Annotated in this window: 15 protein-coding genes; 4 read left to right on the top strand and 11 right to left on the bottom strand. The window is 71.2% G+C overall.

The window, feature by feature from the left end; translation table 11 throughout:
* Positions 1 to 31: 31 nt before the first annotated feature.
* A complete protein-coding gene (gene pip / locus AC3WRV_RS11950) occupies positions 32 to 1,006 on the bottom strand; it encodes a prolyl aminopeptidase (protein WP_492313426.1) in 975 nt (324 codons plus the stop codon).
* A gap of 30 nt (positions 1,007 to 1,036) precedes the next feature.
* Positions 1,037 to 1,408, bottom strand: a complete 372-nt coding sequence (locus AC3WRV_RS11945) for a DUF423 domain-containing protein (RefSeq protein WP_492313425.1) — start codon at positions 1,406 to 1,408, stop codon at positions 1,037 to 1,039.
* Positions 1,409 to 1,456: 48 nt separating this feature from the next.
* Between AC3WRV_RS11945 and AC3WRV_RS11940 the strand changes: the two genes are divergently transcribed.
* Positions 1,457 to 2,611, top strand: a complete 1,155-nt coding sequence (locus AC3WRV_RS11940; RefSeq protein WP_492313424.1) for an MFS transporter — start codon at positions 1,457 to 1,459, stop codon at positions 2,609 to 2,611.
* An 18-nt stretch (positions 2,612 to 2,629) separates the two neighbouring features.
* On the opposite strand, the gene AC3WRV_RS11935 is transcribed toward AC3WRV_RS11940, so the two are convergent.
* The 3 genes from AC3WRV_RS11935 to AC3WRV_RS11925 all read right to left on the bottom strand — a co-directional run bounded on the left by AC3WRV_RS11935 (position 2,630) and on the right by AC3WRV_RS11925 (position 6,210).
* Positions 2,630 to 3,226, bottom strand: coding sequence for a C15 family peptidase (locus AC3WRV_RS11935; protein ID WP_492313423.1), 597 nt, complete (start codon positions 3,224 to 3,226; stop codon positions 2,630 to 2,632).
* Between the two features lie 132 nt (positions 3,227 to 3,358).
* Positions 3,359 to 5,905 carry a tipN gene (locus tag AC3WRV_RS11930; protein ID WP_492313422.1) on the bottom strand — a complete coding sequence of 849 codons (2,547 nt, stop codon included), beginning with the start codon at positions 5,903 to 5,905 and terminating at the stop codon, positions 3,359 to 3,361.
* A 113-nt stretch (positions 5,906 to 6,018) separates the two neighbouring features.
* The gene (locus AC3WRV_RS11925; RefSeq protein WP_291833986.1) at positions 6,019 to 6,210 is read right to left on the bottom strand and encodes a hypothetical protein; all 192 of its coding nucleotides are present in this window, start codon (positions 6,208 to 6,210) and stop codon (positions 6,019 to 6,021) included.
* Between the two features lie 191 nt (positions 6,211 to 6,401).
* On the opposite strand from AC3WRV_RS11925, the gene AC3WRV_RS11920 reads away from it, so the two are divergent.
* Positions 6,402 to 7,850: a phospholipase D-like domain-containing protein gene (locus tag AC3WRV_RS11920; protein WP_291833989.1), complete on the top strand. Its 1,449-nt coding sequence runs from the start codon at positions 6,402 to 6,404 to the stop codon at positions 7,848 to 7,850.
* On the opposite strand, the gene AC3WRV_RS11915 is transcribed toward AC3WRV_RS11920, so the two are convergent.
* The 5 genes from AC3WRV_RS11915 to folD form a co-directional block, all read right to left on the bottom strand.
* The gene (locus AC3WRV_RS11915) at positions 7,837 to 8,574 is read right to left on the bottom strand and encodes an endonuclease/exonuclease/phosphatase family protein (RefSeq protein WP_492313421.1); all 738 of its coding nucleotides are present in this window, start codon (positions 8,572 to 8,574) and stop codon (positions 7,837 to 7,839) included. The two genes, AC3WRV_RS11920 and AC3WRV_RS11915, sit on opposite strands and share 14 nt — an antisense overlap.
* A 187-nt stretch (positions 8,575 to 8,761) precedes the next feature.
* On the bottom strand, positions 8,762 to 9,448 hold the full coding sequence (locus AC3WRV_RS11910) for a TPM domain-containing protein (protein WP_291833994.1): 687 nt from the start codon (positions 9,446 to 9,448) through the stop codon (positions 8,762 to 8,764).
* Complete coding sequence (locus AC3WRV_RS11905) at positions 9,448 to 10,254, bottom strand: TPM domain-containing protein (protein WP_492313420.1); 807 nt, start codon at positions 10,252 to 10,254, stop codon at positions 9,448 to 9,450. The genes AC3WRV_RS11910 and AC3WRV_RS11905 overlap by 1 nt, the downstream gene beginning before the upstream one ends.
* On the bottom strand, positions 10,251 to 10,922 hold the full coding sequence (locus AC3WRV_RS11900) for a LemA family protein (protein ID WP_492313419.1): 672 nt from the start codon (positions 10,920 to 10,922) through the stop codon (positions 10,251 to 10,253). The genes AC3WRV_RS11905 and AC3WRV_RS11900 overlap by 4 nt, the downstream gene beginning before the upstream one ends.
* A gap of 54 nt (positions 10,923 to 10,976) precedes the next feature.
* Positions 10,977 to 11,900: a bifunctional methylenetetrahydrofolate dehydrogenase/methenyltetrahydrofolate cyclohydrolase FolD gene (gene folD, locus AC3WRV_RS11895; RefSeq protein ID WP_492313418.1), complete on the bottom strand. Its 924-nt coding sequence runs from the start codon at positions 11,898 to 11,900 to the stop codon at positions 10,977 to 10,979.
* 98 nt (positions 11,901 to 11,998) lie between these two features.
* Here folD and AC3WRV_RS11890 point away from each other — a divergent pair, with 98 nt between their 5' ends.
* Complete coding sequence (locus AC3WRV_RS11890) at positions 11,999 to 13,840, top strand: PPC domain-containing protein (RefSeq protein WP_492313417.1); 1,842 nt, start codon at positions 11,999 to 12,001, stop codon at positions 13,838 to 13,840.
* Positions 13,841 to 13,864: 24 nt separating this feature from the next.
* Positions 13,865 to 14,884, top strand: coding sequence for a type 2 isopentenyl-diphosphate Delta-isomerase (gene fni, locus AC3WRV_RS11885; RefSeq protein WP_492313416.1), 1,020 nt, complete (start codon positions 13,865 to 13,867; stop codon positions 14,882 to 14,884).
* A gap of 332 nt (positions 14,885 to 15,216) precedes the next feature.
* On the opposite strand, the gene hutH is transcribed toward fni, so the two are convergent.
* Positions 15,217 to 16,746, bottom strand: coding sequence for a histidine ammonia-lyase (hutH, locus tag AC3WRV_RS11880; protein ID WP_492313415.1), 1,530 nt, complete (start codon positions 16,744 to 16,746; stop codon positions 15,217 to 15,219).

The following is a 16,746-nucleotide window of genomic DNA, read 5'->3' as shown; positions in this document are numbered from 1 at the left end:
CCGTCGCCCTACTGCCTATTCCCTACTGCCTTCAGAGCGAAGCGGCCCAATCCGTCGCGCGGACCAGGCTGTCGATGATGCCCGGTTCGCTGGAAGCGTGGCCGGAATCGCCGATGACGTCGAGCTTGGCCTCGGGCCAGGCGCGGTGCAGGGCCCAAGCGCTGGTCATCGGCGTCACCACGTCGAACCGGCCCTGCGCGATCCAGCACGGGATGTGGCGGATGCGGTGGACGTTTTTCAGCAGCCAGCCTTCCTCGGGGAAGAAGCCGCCGTTGGTGAAGTACCAGTTCTCGATGCGGGCGAAGGCGACCGCGAAATCGGGCTCGGCGAACTTGTCCGGGCGGGCGGCGGGGCCCTGCACGCTGACGGTGTCGCCTTCCCAGCTGGACCAGGCGATGGCGCAGCGTTCGCGCTCGGCCTGATCGTCGCCGATCAGCCGCTTGTAGTAGGCGGCCATCAGGTCGTGGCGCTCATTCTCGGGGATCGGAGCCAGGAAGCGTTCCCAGGCGTCCGGGAAGATCTGCGAGGCGCCGTCCTGATAGAACCAGTGCAGTTCCGGCTTGGTCAGCAGGAAGATGCCGCGCAGCAGCAGGGCCGTGCACCGCTCCGGGTGGGTGATGGCGTAGGCCAGCGCCAGGGTCGACCCCCAGCTGCCGCCGAACACCGCCCATTTGTCGATGCCCAGCAGCTCGCGCAGGCGCTCGATGTCCTCGATCAGGGTCCAGGTGGTGTTGTCTTCCAGTGAGGCGTTCGGACGGCTGTTGCCGCAGCCGCGCTGGTCGAACAGGACGATCCGGTATTTGGCCGGATCGAAATAGCGCCGCATGCCCGGATTGACCGCGCCGCCAGGACCGCCGTGCAGCACGATGACCGGCAGGCCCTGCGGATTGCCGCACTCCTCATACCAGACCTCGTGCACGCTATCGGTCTTCATATAGCCGGAGGCGTAGGCCTCGATCTCGGGGAAGAGGTCACGGCGCGGGGTTTCGGGCAGGGGGAAGGCCATACAGTAATCCGGTCTTTCTGCTCGCCCGTATCAGGCGTTGGAGGGGTTGATTCGCAATGCGGCAAGCATGAGCAAAAGCCAAGCCAGGATCATCAGCACTCCCCCTATCGGGGTAATCGCGCCGAGGGCCGGGAGGCTGAGCAGGCCCAGCAGGGCCAGAGACAGTGAGAAGATCAGTCCACCGACGGTCGCCAGCCAGCCGGCCAGGTTCAGCAGCCCGGTCCGCGCCGGCCACAGGGCGCAGGCGAGGCCGAGCAGGGCGTGTGTCAGCTGGTACTGGGCGCCGGTGGTCAGCAGGGTCTTGATCTGCGGCCCGGCCCCATGCGCGGCGAAGGCTCCCAGAGCCACCGCCACCGCGCCGTTCACAGCCGCGAAGGCCGCCAGATTACGATTCACCGTCATGCTCCGAGGCTAGCCGACAGAAACCCCGCCGTCTGCTATCTGCCTGACATGAATTCCGCCGCGCGCATGGGCCTGCAGTACGTGTTGCTCTTCGGCGCCAGTGGCGTGAGCCTGCCGTTCGCCAGCCTGTGGTTTCGGGCCCAGGGCCTGACCGGGGCGCAGATCGGCGTGCTGCTGGCGGCGCCGATGCTGGGCCGGGTGGCGACCGGGCCGCTGCTGGCGGTCTGGGCCGACGGCTTCCGCACCCGACGCGCGCCGATCGCCCTGCTGGGGCTGGTCATGGCGCTGGGGTACGGCGGGGCGGGGCTGACCGAGGTGTTCGCGCTCCAGGCGCTGGGCTGGTTCGTCGGAGCCACGGCGGCGGCGGCCCTGATCCCGCTCAGCGACGTGCTGACCCTGCGGCTGGCGGCGCGCGACGGCTTCACCTTCGCCCTGCCGCGCGGCTGTGGTTCGGCCGCCTTCGTGGCGGTCAACATCGGCATGGGCGCGGCGCTTCTGAACGCGCCGGTCGATGTGATCGTGATCTGGATCACCGGCATGGGCCTAGCCATCGCCGCCGTCGCCGCCCTGGTCCTGCCCAGCGAACCCGTCGGCGACGGGGCTCCGCTGCGCGGGCGCGAGCGGTTCCGGGGGCTGGGCCGGCTGCTGGCCGATCCGGTGTTCATGACCGCCATCTTCGCCGTCGGCGCGGTGCAGGCGGCGCACGCCTTCCAGTACGGCTTCTCGGCCCTGCTGTGGAAGGCGCAGGGGATCAGCGCGGCCGTCACCGGCCAGCTCTGGGCCTTCGGCGTCGTGGTGGAGATCGCCCTGATGTGGCTGGTCGAGCCGTGGCGGCGGCGCGCGGGCGTGGGGCCCTGGGCGCTGCTGGTCATCGGCGCGGTCGCCGCCGTCCTGCGCTGGACCGCCATGGCCTTCGCCCCGCCGCTGTGGCTGCTGTGGCCGCTACAGGCGCTGCACGCCCTGACCTTCGCCGCCACCTTCCTGGCCGGGGTCCAGATCGTCGAGAAGCTGGCCCCGCGCGACAGCCAGACGGCGGCGCAGACGCTCAGTTCGGTGTTGTCGGCCGGCGTTCTGATCGGGGTCGCCACGGCCCTGTCCGGGCCGCTGTACGACCGGTTCGGCGCGGGTGGCTATGTGGCGATGGCGGTGATGTCGGCGGTGGGTCTGCTGGCCGCCCTGCCGCTGCGGCGACGGCTGGCCTGACGTTCCGGGCCTGAAGCCTCAGACCGCGCGCGAGCGGGGCAGGGGCGACAGATGCCGCGCCATGGCCTGGGCGGCGGTCTTCACGGCGCGTTGCACGGCGTCGTGGGTCTCGTTCTCGGGCGCCCGCAGCAGGCCCACGGCGGGGGTGTCCGATCCGTCCGGCAGGTTGGCGAGCACGCGATAGAGCAGATAGCTGCCCGCGTCGTCCTCGGCTTCCGAGGTCGCGTCGGCGGCCAGGCCGGCCTCTTTCAGTGCACGGACCATCTCAGCGACCGGGGCCGTCGCCCGGGCCACGCTGGGACCGACGCCGTCCGGACGCTGGGCGCCGTCCAGCGCCCGGTTCTCGGCCCGCATCTGCAGGCGGAAGCCCTCGTGGCCGCGGGTCCGGCCCACCAGCAGAAGGGCGCGGCAGCGGCGATCGGTCAGATGGGCGGAAAGGGTGGCGGCCAGGGTGTCGGGATCGGCGGAGGGCACCGGCACGGTGCGCGCGCCCGAGGGGCTCCACGGCTCTCCGGACAGGTCTTCGATCGGGTCCCAACCGGATTCTCCGGCGTCCCATGCGCAGATGACGATCCCGGGGCGGGTGTCCGTCAGCGTCTGATCGATGTCGGTCATGAACCCGGACTATTGCGTGACAATTACGTGACGAGAGCGAACGGTGTCGTTATCGCGCCCCTGCCGTCAAGGCGAAAACACCCTTTCCAAGCTTGGCGGGAGGCAGATTCAACGGCCACGCGAACCCTTGGATCAGGCCAGATCGCCGATGGCGGCGTCCAGCAGCATGAAGGCCCGTCCGCCGTCCGAGGTCAGCCGTCCCAGCACCGCGGGACCGTCGCCGCTCGCCGCGTGGTTCGCCAGTTCGCGACCGAAGGCGCGGACATAGGACTCGGCGTCGGCGCGCAGGTCCGGATCCGTCAGCACACGGCGCGAGACGCTGCGCACGGCGGCCGGGGCGACCCGGCGCACGATCTGGCGGGCCCGGTCGGGGTCTCGTTCGGTGACGGCCAGGGCGGCTTCCTCGACCCGCGAACGGGGCAGGAGCGCATTGGGATCGACCCCCATGCGGCGGATGGCGGCGACGACCCGTTGGCCGAGGGCTTCCAGGCCGGCTTCGCCGCCGCCCGTGGGCATGACCGGGGTGTCGAGGTCCAGCGGGGTCTCGCCGGGGCCGTCGTCGACCAGATCGGCCCAGTCCAGCGGGCTGGTGGGCGAGGCGGTCCCCGGCGTCGGCTCCAGTTTGAGGCGGCCGCGCAAGCCGAAGCCCTTGCCCTCGTCGGCCTTCGGCGCGGCGCGGGGCGGTTCGGGCGGGGGCGGAGCGCCGGCGGCGGCCTCGCGGCGGCGGGTGGTCGGGGTCTCGCCGGACACGACGCCCATCAGGCGCACGGCCTCGGTCAGCATGTCGTAGTTGCGGCGCACCCGTTCCTGGAAACCGGCGTCCAGGGCCTCGGTGTCGGCGGCGGCCTTCTGCGAGGCGGCGGACAGGGCGGCGAGGCCTTCCTCGACGGTGTTGCGCACCTCTTCGACCCGCTTGCGGGCCTCTTCGGGCAGCCGTCCGGCGCGGTCGTCCAGGTCGCCGATGGCCTCGTCGATGCGGGCCAGGGCGGCGTCCATGCGCTCGACCGTGAGCTCCAGCTTCTCGATCGCCCGGTCGCCGGCCTGATCGACCAGATTGCCGGTCTCGGCGACGATGCGGCGGGCGCTGTCGACCCGGGAGTCGGCGGCGGCGTCGGCCTTCTGCGCGGCCTCGAACAGGGCCTCGCCCAGCCGGTCGGCGCGCAGCTGGGCCTGATCGGCGGCCTCGCTGGCGGCGATGCGCGAGTCCTCGGCGGTGGCCTGCAGGGCGGCCAGCGCCCGCCGGGTTTCCTCGACCAGGGCGTCGCGGGCCTCGGCGGCCAAGGCCTCGAAGCGGTCCAGCGCCACCTTGGTGGCGGCGTCGAAGCCGTCGGCCTCGCGCTGGGACATTTCCACCAGGGCCTTGAACTGGTCGGTGGCGGCCTCGACCAGATCCTTGACCGTCTCGGTCGTGCGGGTCGAGGTCTCGCCCAGTTCGCCGGCGGCGGTGCGGGCGGCCGACAGTTGTTCGCTGAGCTGGGCGCGCTGGCTCTCGACCTGGGCGGAGAAGTCCTCCTGATCGGTGCGCAGGGCGTAGGCGGCGGTCACCAGGGCGGCGCGCTGCTGGCCCAGGCCTTCCTCGACCGACTGGATCTGTTCGGCGACGCCGGAGCCGGCGTTCTCCAGCCGCAGGGTCTGGCGGGCCAGGTCGTCGGCGGCGACGCGGGCGGCGTCCTGGGCTTCGCCGGCGGCGGCGGCCAGGTCCGCGGCGCGGGCGGCCAGGGCCGCTTCCGCTTCCCGAAGCTGGGTCTGGGCCAGGTCCGAGGCGTCCACGACCATGCGCGACTGCCGTTCGACAGCGTCGAGGACGCCGGTCGCCTGGCTGTCCAGCTTGTCGCCCAGGGTCTGCATCTGGTCGCGTTCGCCGCCCAGTTGCTCGACCAGACGGCGGGCCGTGCGCCCGGCCACCTCGGCCGCCTCGTTCAGGCGGGTGGTCTCCTGCGCCAGCGCCTCGCGCAGCAGGGCCATATCGTTGCGGGCGCGCTCGGCGGCCAGCGAGGCCTGGTCGATATCCATGCGCAGGCTCTGCAGGACCTCGCCGGTCTGCTGGGCGGCCAGCGCGGTGGGCGCGATCAGGGCCTCCGACAGGTCGCGGGCGCGCTTGGTCTCGGCGGCCAGTCCGGCGCCTTGGCGGACGGCGTGGGCCAGCATGATCGCCAGTCCGGCCGGGGCCAGGGCGATCAGGGCGTAGACAGCGAGGCGCAGCGGCTCCAGGTCGACCGCGCCCGAGCCGATCTCGAAGGCGGCCCAGGCGGCGACGCCGCCGATCCACAGGGCCGCGGCGACGCCGGCGACCAGATAGGCGTGACGGCCCGACGGCTGCGGAGTCTCGCGGCGGCGCAGGGCGAGGGTCGACGCCGGAGCGGGCGGCGGATCATAGGCGGCCGGCGGCGCCTCGGCGCTTTCGGCCAGGGCGCGGATCTCGAAGGCGGCGGGTTCGGGGGCGGCGATCGGCGCGGGCTCGGGCGCGACTTCGCTGCCGGCGGCGGCGCGCTCGGCGGCCAGGCGCTGTTCCTCGGCCAGGCGGCGGCGGCGACGTTCGGACATGGGGCGCTCGGCCGAACGGCCGGCGGGCGCGGGGGCGTCCTCCGCCACGGCGGGGGTCTCGACGGCGGACTCGGTCGCGGGTTCCGACACGGGATCGGACAGATTAAGCGGCGACCGTTGGCGGGGAGGCTTCATCAGGCGGTGATCTCGTCTCGAACGGCGTCGTGGGGACGCCCGCTGGGGGACGACAGAACCCTAGCGACTCAAAGGCGCAGAGCAAAGGCGAGCCCGGACGATTCCGGCGAGCTTCAGCACTCGTGCTTGCGGTCGCCCGAGACGGTGATGACGGTGGAGGGGGTGTTGGAGCCGCCACAGTCGCGGACGCGGTGGATTTCGCGTTCGGGCTTCTGCGGGGCGCTGAGATCCAGGCCGAACTGCGACAGAGCCGCAGCGGCGAGCATGGCGACGAAGCTGGCGATCATCTCGATCAGCGCTTGCATCGCCGATCCCCCTTGTCCGAATGACGGACGCTGTTATGCGCCGAAATCTCGTCTGAAACAATGCGGCGCACATGAACAAAGCGTCACCATTGACCGTTCCCGTCTTCGCGTGGGAACGGAAAGGCGTGGCGCGCGTCTCCTGATGGGGGAGGCGCATGCCGCCGTCATGCGAATCGGTCAGGCGTAGCGGCATGGAAGAGCACGACAGACTGTTTGCGCCCGGCCGGAACTGCTGGCGCGTGGAGACGGCGAACCGCTTCGCCGTCCTGATGGAGAACGCCGCCTATTTCGCTGCGCTGCGCTCGGCGCTGGACAAGGCGCAGCGGTCCGTCGTGGTGCTGGGCTGGCAGTTTGACCCGCGCACCCGGCTGCATCCGGACATCGCGGACGCCGGTCCGCTGGATGAGATCGGCCATCTTCTACGCATGCTGGTGAAGACGCGCCCCGAATTGGACGTGCGGCTGCTCATCTGGAAGTCGCCGCTGGTCATCGCCGCCTCCCAGGGGTTCTTCCCGCAACGGGCCCAGCAGTGGTTCCGCAAGCGGATGGTCGAGTTCCGGCTGGATCCGCCGCCCGCGCCCGGCGCCTGCCATCACCAGAAGGTGGTGATCATCGACGACGCGGTGGCCTTCTGCGGCGGCGGGGACATCTCGGTCGACCGCTGGGATTCCTGTGAGCACCTGGACGACGATCCGCGCCGCTGCATGCCCTCGGGCCTGATCGCATCACCCCGGCACGAGGTGATGTGCGTGGTCGATGGCCCGGCCGCGCGCGCCCTGGGCGACCTGGCCCGCGAGCGCTGGCGGCTGGCGACGGACGAACAGACCATCGTCGACGAGGCCCCCGGCGATCCCTGGCCGGACGGGGTGGAGCCGGACCTCACGGACACGCCCTTCGCCATCGCCCGCACCGAGCCCGGCTGGGGTCAGCGCACCGAGGTGCGTGAGAACGAGGCCCTGCACCTGGACGCCATTCGCAGGGCCAAGAAGCTGATCTATCTGGAGAACCAGTATTTCACCTCGCCGGTCATCGCCGCAGCCCTGGCCGAGCGGCTGGCCGAATGGGACGGACCGGAGGTGGTCTTGGTCTCGACCGGCGGCAGCCCGAGCTGGTTCGACAAGATGACCATGGACACGGCCCGGTCCGAGGTGCTGTTCCGGCTCGAGCAGGCGGATCGCAACAACCGCTTCTTCGCCTTCGCCCCGCACACGGCCCAGGGGGAGCGGATCATCGTGCACGCCAAGATGTCGATCTATGACGACGAGGTCCTGCGCATCGGGTCGACGAACCTGAACAACCGCTCGCTGGGCTTCGACACCGAGTGCGACGTGGCCGTGGAGCCTGGGACGGCGGCGGGGCGGGAAACCATCCGCGCCTTCCGGCACCGGACGCTGGGCCACTGGATCGGCGTCGAGGGGGAGGTCTTCGCCGCCGCGGAGGCTCTGGCGGAGTCGGTCGGAACGGCGGTGCAGCAGTTCGGCAACGGCCGGATGCGTCTGCTGGGCGCCACGCCGCCGTCCAGCGTCGAACAGATCATCGCCGAGTTCCAGCTGGGCGATCCGACCTCGGTCCGCGACGCCTTCCGTCCGTGGCGGCGGCGGGCGACCTCGCACCGCCGGCGGGCGATTACGGACGCCTGATCTCGAAGTCGACGATCAGCGGCAGGTGGTCCGAGGCCATCCGCGCCAGCGGCGAGAAGGGCGCCTTGACCGCCGTGACCACGATCTCCGGGCTGGTGAAGCAGTGGTCGATGCGGATGGCCGGGAAGCTGGACGGGAAGGTCTTCACCGACGGCTTCAGCCCGAGCGAGCGCTGGCAGTCGGCCAGCCGGCGCGCCAGCGTCTGGTAGGGGCGGGTGACCGAGGTAGCGTTGAAATCGCCGGTCAGCAGCGTCGGGCCCACGCAGTCCGGATGCCCCACCCACTGCTCGCCGACCAGGGCCGCCGCCTGCAGGCGCTGCTCGCGCGGGACCAGGCCCAGATGGGTGTTGAAGACGTTCAGGGCCACGCCGTCGATCTCGATGGCGACCCACAGGGCGCCGCGCGGCTCCAGCCCCGGCACGCCGCGCACCGAGGGCAGCGGGCCTGAGCGCATCAGCCGCTCGGGCAGGTGGGTCAGGATGGCGTCGCCGTACAGCTCGGCCTCGACCCGCATGGCCGGATGGAAGTGGTAGCTCATGGCCAACTGGTCAGCGATCGAGCGGGCCTGGTCCACGAAGCCGGTGCGGGCGCGGCCCACGTCCAGCTCCTGCAGGCAGACGATGTCCGGCTCATGCTCGGCGATGACGCCCGCGATGCGGCCGACATCCAGCTTGCGGTCCACACCGACGCAGCGGTGTACATTGTAGGTCATCAGGCGGGGCATGACGGTTCGGTCGGCTTCGCGGGCGGGCTAGAGCGAAACCGGTTGAGTTGGACGGCGTCCAACCCGGCTCAGATTTCGCTCGAGTTTGATGTTGGACCATTGGTTGGATTCAGGTCGAGCCGACCTGAAGCGAAAATGGTCAAGGGCATTTCCGCCCTGAATGCGACTCCAAAGGGGCGCCGCCCGCTCAGATAATGACCAGCTTGTCCTCGATTTCGTTGCGGTCGCGGGGCGACGGCGGGAAATGTTCGGCCAGCACGGCGCCGCACAGGCCGACGGCGGCTTCGAACCCGGCCGCCGGATCACGGCGCTTCAGGCCCCGGGCCAGAGCCTCGACGGCGTCGGCCCAGACGGTCTGGTCGACCTTCGAGTGAATGCCCTCGTCGGCGATGACCTCGACCTGATGGTCCGCCAGCGAGGCGAACAGCAGCACGCCGGTGCGCGCCTCGGTCACGTGCAGGCCGTGGGCGAGGAACTGCTGCATCGCCGCCTTGTGCACCCGGGCGCGGCGCACGCTGCGCGGAGTGACCCAGCGGCGCACGACGGGCAGGGAGGTCAGCAGGAAGACGGCCAGGAAGATCGCCGACTGGATCAGGGCGTAGGCGGTCAGCGCATGACCGATGGTGGTCTCGCGGGCGGCCAGGTGGGCGGCCTCCCAGCTGTCGGTCAGGCCCGGAATCCAATCTGGCTCGAACCCCAGCGGGATCAGCCCGAGCGGCAGCAGCAGGGCCGCCGCCGCGGCCCAGCCGAAGGAAACGTCGCGATAGGACGAGACGCGCCGGGCCAGGACGCAGAAGATTTCGCCCGAGGTGGTCTGCTCGGCCGCCGCGATGGCCGCGGCGATGCGGGCGTGGGCTTCGGAGGTCGCTTGCATCACCATCCGCCCGAGGCCCCTCCACCGCCGAAGCCGCCGCCTCCACCGCCTCCACCGCCCCAGCCTCCGCCGCCGCCGCGCCCGCTGTTGCGCATGGCTTCGCTGGCGGCCCAGATCAGGATCGGGCCCAGGCCGCTGCTGCGTCGCCGGCCCCGGCCGGACGCGCCGCCCAGCAGGCCGAGCAGCAGGAAGAGGAAGACCACGGCGATCAGCACGGCCGGGCCGATCGGCAGGCTGGACCTGGGCCGCTCGGCGACCGCCGCGCGCGCCTGCGCCTCGGCCGGGTCGAGCCGCAGCTGCGCGTCGATGGCGTCCACGCCCGCGGTGACGCCCCGGTCATAGGAGCCCTCGCGCAGGGGCGGCAGGATGTCGTTGTGGATGATCAGGGCCGAAAGGGCGTCGGTCAGCACCGGCTCGAGACCGTAGCCGACCTCGATCCGGACCTTGCGCTCATCGCGGGCGATGATCAGCAGGACGCCGTTGTTCTTGCCCGCCTGGCCGATCCCCCAGGCGCGGCCCAGCTGATAGCCGTAGTCCTCGATGGGATAGTCCTGGAGGTCCGGCACGGTGACGACCACCACCTGATCGGTGGTGTCGCGCTCCAGCGCCTCCAGCTTCGTCGTCAGCGCGGCCTCGGTGGCGGGCGAGATCAGGTCGGCCCCGTCGACGACCCGCCCGGTCAGGGACGGGAACCGCGGGCCGTTCTGCGCCGAGGCGGGGCTCGCCGCCAGCCAGACGGCGGCCAGCAGGACCGCGACGAACGCGGCCGCGCGGGTGGTCAGTCCCTCAAGACCTCGCGGGATCACCGGGCGGGCGCGGCCGGCGGTGCGGAGCCCGGCGCCGCCGAAGGCGCGGGAGCGGCGGGGTTCAGGGCGTCGAAATTGACGCCGGGCGCGGACTGGGCGGCCTCGGTGGCGCTGAAGGCCTGCATCGGCTGCGAACCGCCGTGGATGGTCTTGGCCCAGATCACCGTCGGGAAGGTGCGCAGCGAGGTGTTGTAGTCGCGCACGGCCTCATTGTAGTCGCGGCGGGCGACCGCGATGCGGTTCTCGGTGCCTTCCAGCTGCGACTGCAGGGCCAGGAAGTTCTGGTTCGACTGAAGCTGGGGATAGTTTTCCGTCACCATCAGCAGGCGGGACAGGGCCTGGGACAGCTCGCCCTGGGCGGCCTGGAAGCGCTGGAAGGCCTGCGGGTCGTTCAGGGTCTCGGGCGTCACCTGGACGGCGGTGGCGCGGGAGCGGGCCTCGATCACCTGGGTCAGGGTGGTGCGTTCCTGCACCGCCGCGCCCTGAACGGTGGCCACCAGGTTGGGCACCAGGTCGGCGCGGCGCTGGTACTGCGACTGGACGTCGGCCCAGCGGGCCTTGGCCGCCTCTTCCTTGGTCGGAATGCTGTTGATGCCGCAACTGGCCACGGCGGGGGCGAGAACGACCACGGCGGCGACGGCCGCAAGGCGGGGGGGGATCCGGATCATGGTCGTCTCCTCAGACTGCGTTGAGAAGGACTATTGGGCCGGAGCGGCCCAGGTTCAAGCGTCCAGCGACTCGGCGTCCACACCCGCGGCGCGGCAGGCGGCCGAATAGGTGTTGGCCAGCAGGCAGGCGATGGTCATCGGACCCACGCCGCCGGGGACCGGGGTGATGCGTCCGGCGACCGCGGCGGCCTCCTCGAAGGCGACGTCGCCGACCACCCGGGTCTTGCCCTCGGCGGCCTTGACCGGATCCCTGGAGGGCACGCGGTTGATGCCCACGTCGATCACCGTGGCCCCGGGCTTGATCCAGTCGCCGCGCACCATCTCCGGACGGCCGACGGCGGCCACGACGATGTCGGCGGTGCGGCACAGGGCGGGCAGGTCGCGAGTGCGTGAGTGGGCGATGGTGACGGTGCAGCTCTCGGCCAGCAGCAGCTGGGCCATCGGCTTGCCGACGATGTTGGAGCGGCCGACGACCACGGCGTTGAGCCCGGTCAGGTCGCCCAGTTCGGCGCGCAGCATCATGATGCAGCCCAGCGGCGTGCAGGGGACCAGCCCCGGCAGGCCGACGGCCAGACGGCCCGCGTTGACGACGTGGAAGCCGTCCACGTCCTTGTCCGGGTCGATGGCGTCCAGCACGGCGGCGCTGTCGATGTGGCCGGGCAGGGGCAGCTGGACCAGGATGCCGTGGATGCCGGCATCGGCGTTCAGATCGGCGATCAGGGCCAGCAGGTCGGCCTGTGTCGTCGTGTCGGGCAGGCGGTGGGTGTCGGAACGCATGCCCGCGCGCCGGGTCGTCTCGCCCTTGTTGCGCACATAGATCTGGCTGGCGGGGTCCTCGCCGACGATGACGACGGCCAGTCCGGGCTTCACGCCATGGGCGCTTTCCAGCCGGGCCGAGGCCGCGGCGACGCGGTCCACCAGGCCGGCCGCGAAGGCCTTGCCGTCGATCAGGGTCGCGCGGGTGGGTTCGGCCGTCATGGGTTTCGGCTCCGGTCGTCAGGAATCGTGCGGTCCGCGCGATTTACAGAGGGGCGCGTTCGGCGTCTATGATCACTGTCGACTCCCAGGGGATACGCATGCGCCGTCAGACCATTTTCGCCGCCGTCAGCAGCCTGGCGCTCGCCGCCGCCCTGGCGGGGCCCGCCTTCGCCCAGGACGCCCGGCCGCTCGCGCCCGGAGACCAGGTCGAGGGCGAGATCGCCGACGGCGATTCCAATGGTCCCGACAACGCCTACCGCTATGACAGCTACGCCATCACCGCGACCGCCGGTCAGCGGTTCGAGGCGGTGATGCGCGCCGAGGGCTTCGACACCTTCCTGCAGGTCCAGCCGCAGGGCGAGGCCGGGGACGACGAGCCGCTGGCCAGCGACGACGACGGTCTGGGTGAAGGCACCAACTCGCGCCTGCGCTTCGCCGCGCCGGAGGACGGGGTCTATGTCCTGCGCGCCCGGACCCTGTCGGGGACGGAGGGCGGCGCCTACACCCTGAGCCTGACAGAGCGCCCGCCCGCCAAGCCCGCGCCGGAGCCGGGCCAGATCGCCCTGGGCGCGACCGTGCAGGGCGAGCTGAGCGACGACGACGCCGAGACCGACGCCGGCGCCGCCTATGAGGACTGGGCCTTCACCGGCCGCCAGGGCGACCGCGTCCAGATCGGCCTGGACAGCGAGGCCTTCGATCCGGTGGTTCGCGTGGGCCGGATCGCGGACGGCGTGTTCACCGAGCTGGGCATGAACGACGACGGCGGGGACGCCGGCCTGAACTCGCGCCTGGTCTTCACCCTGCCGGAAGCGGGGACCTATGTGATCCGCGCCACGCCGCTCAGCGCCGGCTCGACCGGGGCCTACAGCCTGACGCTGTCCGAAGGCCCGGCGCCGATCCAGGCCACCGCCATCCGTATCGGCGACACCGTTCGCGGCGAGCTGACCGATGACGACGGCCTGAGCGCCAACGAGGAGCACGCCGACGCCTACCGGTTCAGCGGGAAGGAGGGGCAGCGGATCCGCATCGATATGACCTCGACGGCCTTCGACACCTACCTGGAACTGTTCGACGAGAACCAGGTCAGCCTGGCGACGGACGACGACGGCGGGCCCGAGGGCACCAATTCGCGGCTGATCTTCACCCTGCCGCGCGACGGCTCCTATGTGATCGAGGCGCGGGCCTTCTCCGACGCGCGCGGGCGCTACAGCCTGGCGATCTCGGAGGTCGAGCCCGACAAGCCGCCGCAGCCGCTGGCCTTCGGCGCGAAGCTTGAAGGCGAGATCGGCGAGACCGATTCCCGGGACAACGACGACCGGGGTTACGACGCCTTTGTCTTCGACGGCCACAAGGGCCAGCGCGTGCGGGCGATCATGCGCTCGGGCGACTTCGACACCTATCTGCAGATCGGCAACGCCGAAGGCGAGTTCACCCCGCTGGCGCAGGACGACGACGGCCTGGGCGAGGGCACGGATTCGCGGCTGAGCTTCACCCTGCCGGAGGACGGCCGCTATGTGCTGCGCGCCTCGCCGCTGGGGTCGGACGGCAAGGGCCTGTATTCGCTGGAACTGCAGGACCGCGGTCCGCAGCCGCAACCGGGCAGCCTGCTGATCGGCACGAGCGCCCACGGCGTCCTGACCGAAAGCGACGCCACCGCCGACGACAACAGCTTCTATGACGCCTATCGGGTGACGGTGAAGGCCGACGAGAAGCTGGTCATCATCATGGTCTCCAACGAGGTCGACAGCTATCTGGTCGTCGGGCGCGAGAACGAGGGCGGGACCTTCGAGGGCCTGGCCTCGGACGACGACAGCCTGTCGGACACCCACGCCAAGCTGGAATGGACGGCGCCCGAGGACGGCACCTACGAGATCCGGGCCGGCACCTTCCAGCAGGGCCAGACCGGGTCCTATGCCCTGATCGTCGAGAAGAAGCCCTAGGGCCCCGCAGCGGAGCGGTCCGGCATGTCCGACATCGTCAACCGCAAGGACCAGCATCTGGACGTGATCCTGTCCGGCCGCGGGCGGCATGGGCGTGACGGCGGCCTGGACGCCGTGCGCTTCGTGCATGAGGCGCTGCCCGATCTGGACTACGGCAAGATCGACCTGGGCGCGGACTTCCTGGGGCGGCGGCTGAAGGCGCCGCTGCTGATCAGTTCGATGACCGGCGGGCCGGCGCGGGCCGAGGCGATCAACGCCCGGCTGGCCGAGGCCGCGCAGCACCTGGGCATCGCCCTGGCCGTCGGCTCGCAGCGCGCGGCGCTGGAGGCGGGCGGGGCGCCGGGGCTGGACATGGCCTTGCGGCTGAAGGCGCCCGACACCCCGATCCTGGCCAATATCGGCGCGGCCCAGCTGACGCGGGGCGTGGGGCCTGACGAGGCGCGCCGGATCGTGGACATGGTCGCCGCCGACGCCCTCATCGTGCACCTGAACCCGCTGCAGGAGGCCTGCCAGCCCGAGGGCGACCGGGACTGGTGGGGCGTGGGCGCGGCCCTGGAGGCCCTGATCCGGACGGTGGACTTCCCGGTGGTGGTCAAGGAGACCGGCGCGGGCCTGTCGGCGGCGACGTGCAAACGGCTGGCGGCCATGGGGGTGGCGGCGCTGGACGTGGCCGGGGCGGGTGGCTCGAACTGGGCCCTGGTCGAGGGCGAACGGGCGGAAAGCCCGGCGGACAAGGCCCATGCCGCCGCCTTCGGCGACTGGGGCATCCCCACGGCGCGGGCGATCACCGAGGCGCGGGCGGCCTGTCCCCGGACCCTGATCATCGGCTCAGGCGGGATCCGCGACGGCGTCGATGCGGCCAGGGCGATCCGGCTGGGCGCCGACATGGTCGGTCAGGCGGCAGGCGTCCTGGCCGCGGCGACGGTCTCGACCGAGGCCGTCGTGGCCCATTTCCAGACCGTGATCCGCCAGCTGAAGACCGTCTGCTTCTGCACCGGCTCGGCCAATCTGACGGCGCTGGCGCGGGCGCCGCTGCAGGACTGAAAAAGCGCACTCGGAAAAAATGGAGTGCACATCGTGCACTTTTTCCCGTGAGGCGGGGGCTGCGGGGCGAGGTTCCACCGGTAGATTGTCAAAGACTTGAGGGGAGCAACCCTAGCAGGTCGAGGCGTCAGATTTGGGCGTGGGTTCTGCTCCCTTCTCCCGATGGGAGAAGGTGGCGGGGCGGAGCCCCGTCGGATGAGGGTCGGCGGGTTCAGTCGGCCTTAGCCGCCGCCCCTCATCGCCGAATGCCGAAGGGCGACCCTTACCCTTTCGCCTGACCAATCGCTGCGCTCTTGGAGGCTCAAGCCCTCTCCATCGGGAGAGGGACGGAACTAAGCCGACGGCAGCAGGTCTCCGGCGAACGCCCGATACCGGCCGGCACGGACGCCGTCGGTGGCGCGTTCGATGTCCGGGGCGAAGTATTTGTCCGAGACGTAGGGCTCGGCGGCTTCGCGGACGATGCCCCAGACCTGTTCCAGATCGGGCGAGCTGGTCAGGGGGCGGTGGAACTCCAGGCCTTGCGCGGCGGCCAGCAGTTCGATGCCGACGACGGTGGCGGTGTTCTCGGCCATCTCCAGCAGGCGACGGGCGCCGTGGGTGGCCATGGAGACGTGGTCTTCTTGGTTGGCGCTGGTCGGCACGGTGTCGATGACGCAGGGGTGGGCGACCATGCGGTTCTCGGCCACCAAGGCGGCGGCGGTGACCTGGGCGATCATGAAGCCGGAGTTCAGGCCGCTTTCCTTGACCAGGAAGGCCGGCAGCTCGCTCATCTTGGGATCGACCAGGATGGAGGTGCGGCGCTCGGAGATATTGCCGATTTCGCAAAGCACCATGGCGATCTGGTCGGCGGCGTAGGCGACGGGCTCGGCGTGGAAGTTTCCGCCCGAGATGACGTCGCCGTCCTCGATGAAGACCAGCGGGTTATCGGTCACGGCGTTGGCTTCGCGCTCCAGCATGGCGGCGGCGTTGCGCAGCACATCCAGGGTCGCGCCCATCACCTGCGGCTGGCAGCGCAGGGAGTAGGGGTCCTGCACCTTGGCGCAGTCGTGGCGATGGCTGTCGCGGATGGCCGAGCCGCTGATCAGGGCGCGCAGGCGGGCGGCGACGTCGATCTGGCCGGGCTGACCGCGCAGGGAGTGGATGCGCGGATCGAACGGCGCGTCCGACCCCTTGAGCGCGTCGACCGACAGGGCGCCGGCGGCGATCCCGGCGGCGAAGACGGCCTCGGTCGCGAACAGGCCGGCCAGGGCCAGGGCGGTGGAGCACTGGGTGCCGTTCAGCAGGGCCAGGCCTTCCTTGGGGCCGAGCACGACGGGCTTGAGCCCGACCTTGGCCATGGCGGCTTCGGCGGAGAGGGTTTCGCCGTTGTGGCGGGCCTCGCCGACGCCGATCAGGACGCAGGACATATGGGCCAGCGGGGCCAGGTCGCCCGAGGCGCCGACCGAGCCCTTGGACGGGATGCAGGGCAGGACGTCGGCGTTCACCAGGGCGATCAGGGCCTCCAGCGTGCCGCGCCGGACGCCCGAGGCGCCCTTGGAGAGGCTGGCGATCTTCAGCACCATCAGCAGGCGGGTGACCGCGTCCGGCAGCAGGGCGCCGACGCCGCAGGCATGGCTGAGGACGAGGTTCTTCTGAAGGGTTTCAAGGTCTTCCGGCGCGATGCTGGTGTTGGCCAGCAGGCCGAAGCCGGTGTTGATGCCGTACACGGTGCGCCCCTCGGCGAGGATGGCGGCGACGACGGCCGCGCTCTTCTCGACGTCGGCCCAGGCGGCGGGGGTCAGGCTGACGGTGACGGGGCCGTCGAGGACCGTGCGGAGCTGCGCGAGGGAAAGGGGGGCGGAGCCGATGGTGATGGTGGTCAT

Source organism: Brevundimonas sp. EU05-FHT14B11 (genome assembly GCF_058790835.1).
The sequence above is the reverse complement of the archived record's forward strand: the minus strand, read 5'-3'. Positions and strand labels throughout refer to the sequence as shown.

Bases quoted from the DNA above. Each gene is read 5' to 3' on its own strand.
- pip (WP_492313426.1), bottom strand. From the start codon at position 1,006: ATGGCCTTCCCCCTGCCCGAAACCCCGCGCCGTGACCTCTTCCCCGAG.
- AC3WRV_RS11945 (WP_492313425.1), bottom strand. From the start codon at position 1,408: ATGACGGTGAATCGTAATCTGGCGGCCTTCGCGGCTGTGAACGGCGCG.
- AC3WRV_RS11940 (WP_492313424.1), top strand. From the start codon at position 1,457: ATGAATTCCGCCGCGCGCATGGGCCTGCAGTACGTGTTGCTCTTCGGC.
- AC3WRV_RS11935 (WP_492313423.1), bottom strand. From the start codon at position 3,226: ATGACCGACATCGATCAGACGCTGACGGACACCCGCCCCGGGATCGTC.
- AC3WRV_RS11930 (WP_492313422.1), bottom strand. From the start codon at position 5,905: ATGAAGCCTCCCCGCCAACGGTCGCCGCTTAATCTGTCCGATCCCGTG.
- AC3WRV_RS11925 (WP_291833986.1), bottom strand. From the start codon at position 6,210: ATGCAAGCGCTGATCGAGATGATCGCCAGCTTCGTCGCCATGCTCGCC.
- AC3WRV_RS11920 (WP_291833989.1), top strand. From the start codon at position 6,402: ATGGAAGAGCACGACAGACTGTTTGCGCCCGGCCGGAACTGCTGGCGC.
- AC3WRV_RS11915 (WP_492313421.1), bottom strand. From the start codon at position 8,574: ATGCCCCGCCTGATGACCTACAATGTACACCGCTGCGTCGGTGTGGAC.
- AC3WRV_RS11910 (WP_291833994.1), bottom strand. From the start codon at position 9,448: ATGCAAGCGACCTCCGAAGCCCACGCCCGCATCGCCGCGGCCATCGCG.
- AC3WRV_RS11900 (WP_492313419.1), bottom strand. From the start codon at position 10,922: ATGATCCGGATCCCCCCCCGCCTTGCGGCCGTCGCCGCCGTGGTCGTT.
- folD (WP_492313418.1), bottom strand. From the start codon at position 11,900: ATGACGGCCGAACCCACCCGCGCGACCCTGATCGACGGCAAGGCCTTC.
- AC3WRV_RS11890 (WP_492313417.1), top strand. From the start codon at position 11,999: ATGCGCCGTCAGACCATTTTCGCCGCCGTCAGCAGCCTGGCGCTCGCC.
- fni (WP_492313416.1), top strand. From the start codon at position 13,865: ATGTCCGACATCGTCAACCGCAAGGACCAGCATCTGGACGTGATCCTG.
- hutH (WP_492313415.1), bottom strand. From the start codon at position 16,746: ATGACCACCATCACCATCGGCTCCGCCCCCCTTTCCCTCGCGCAGCTC.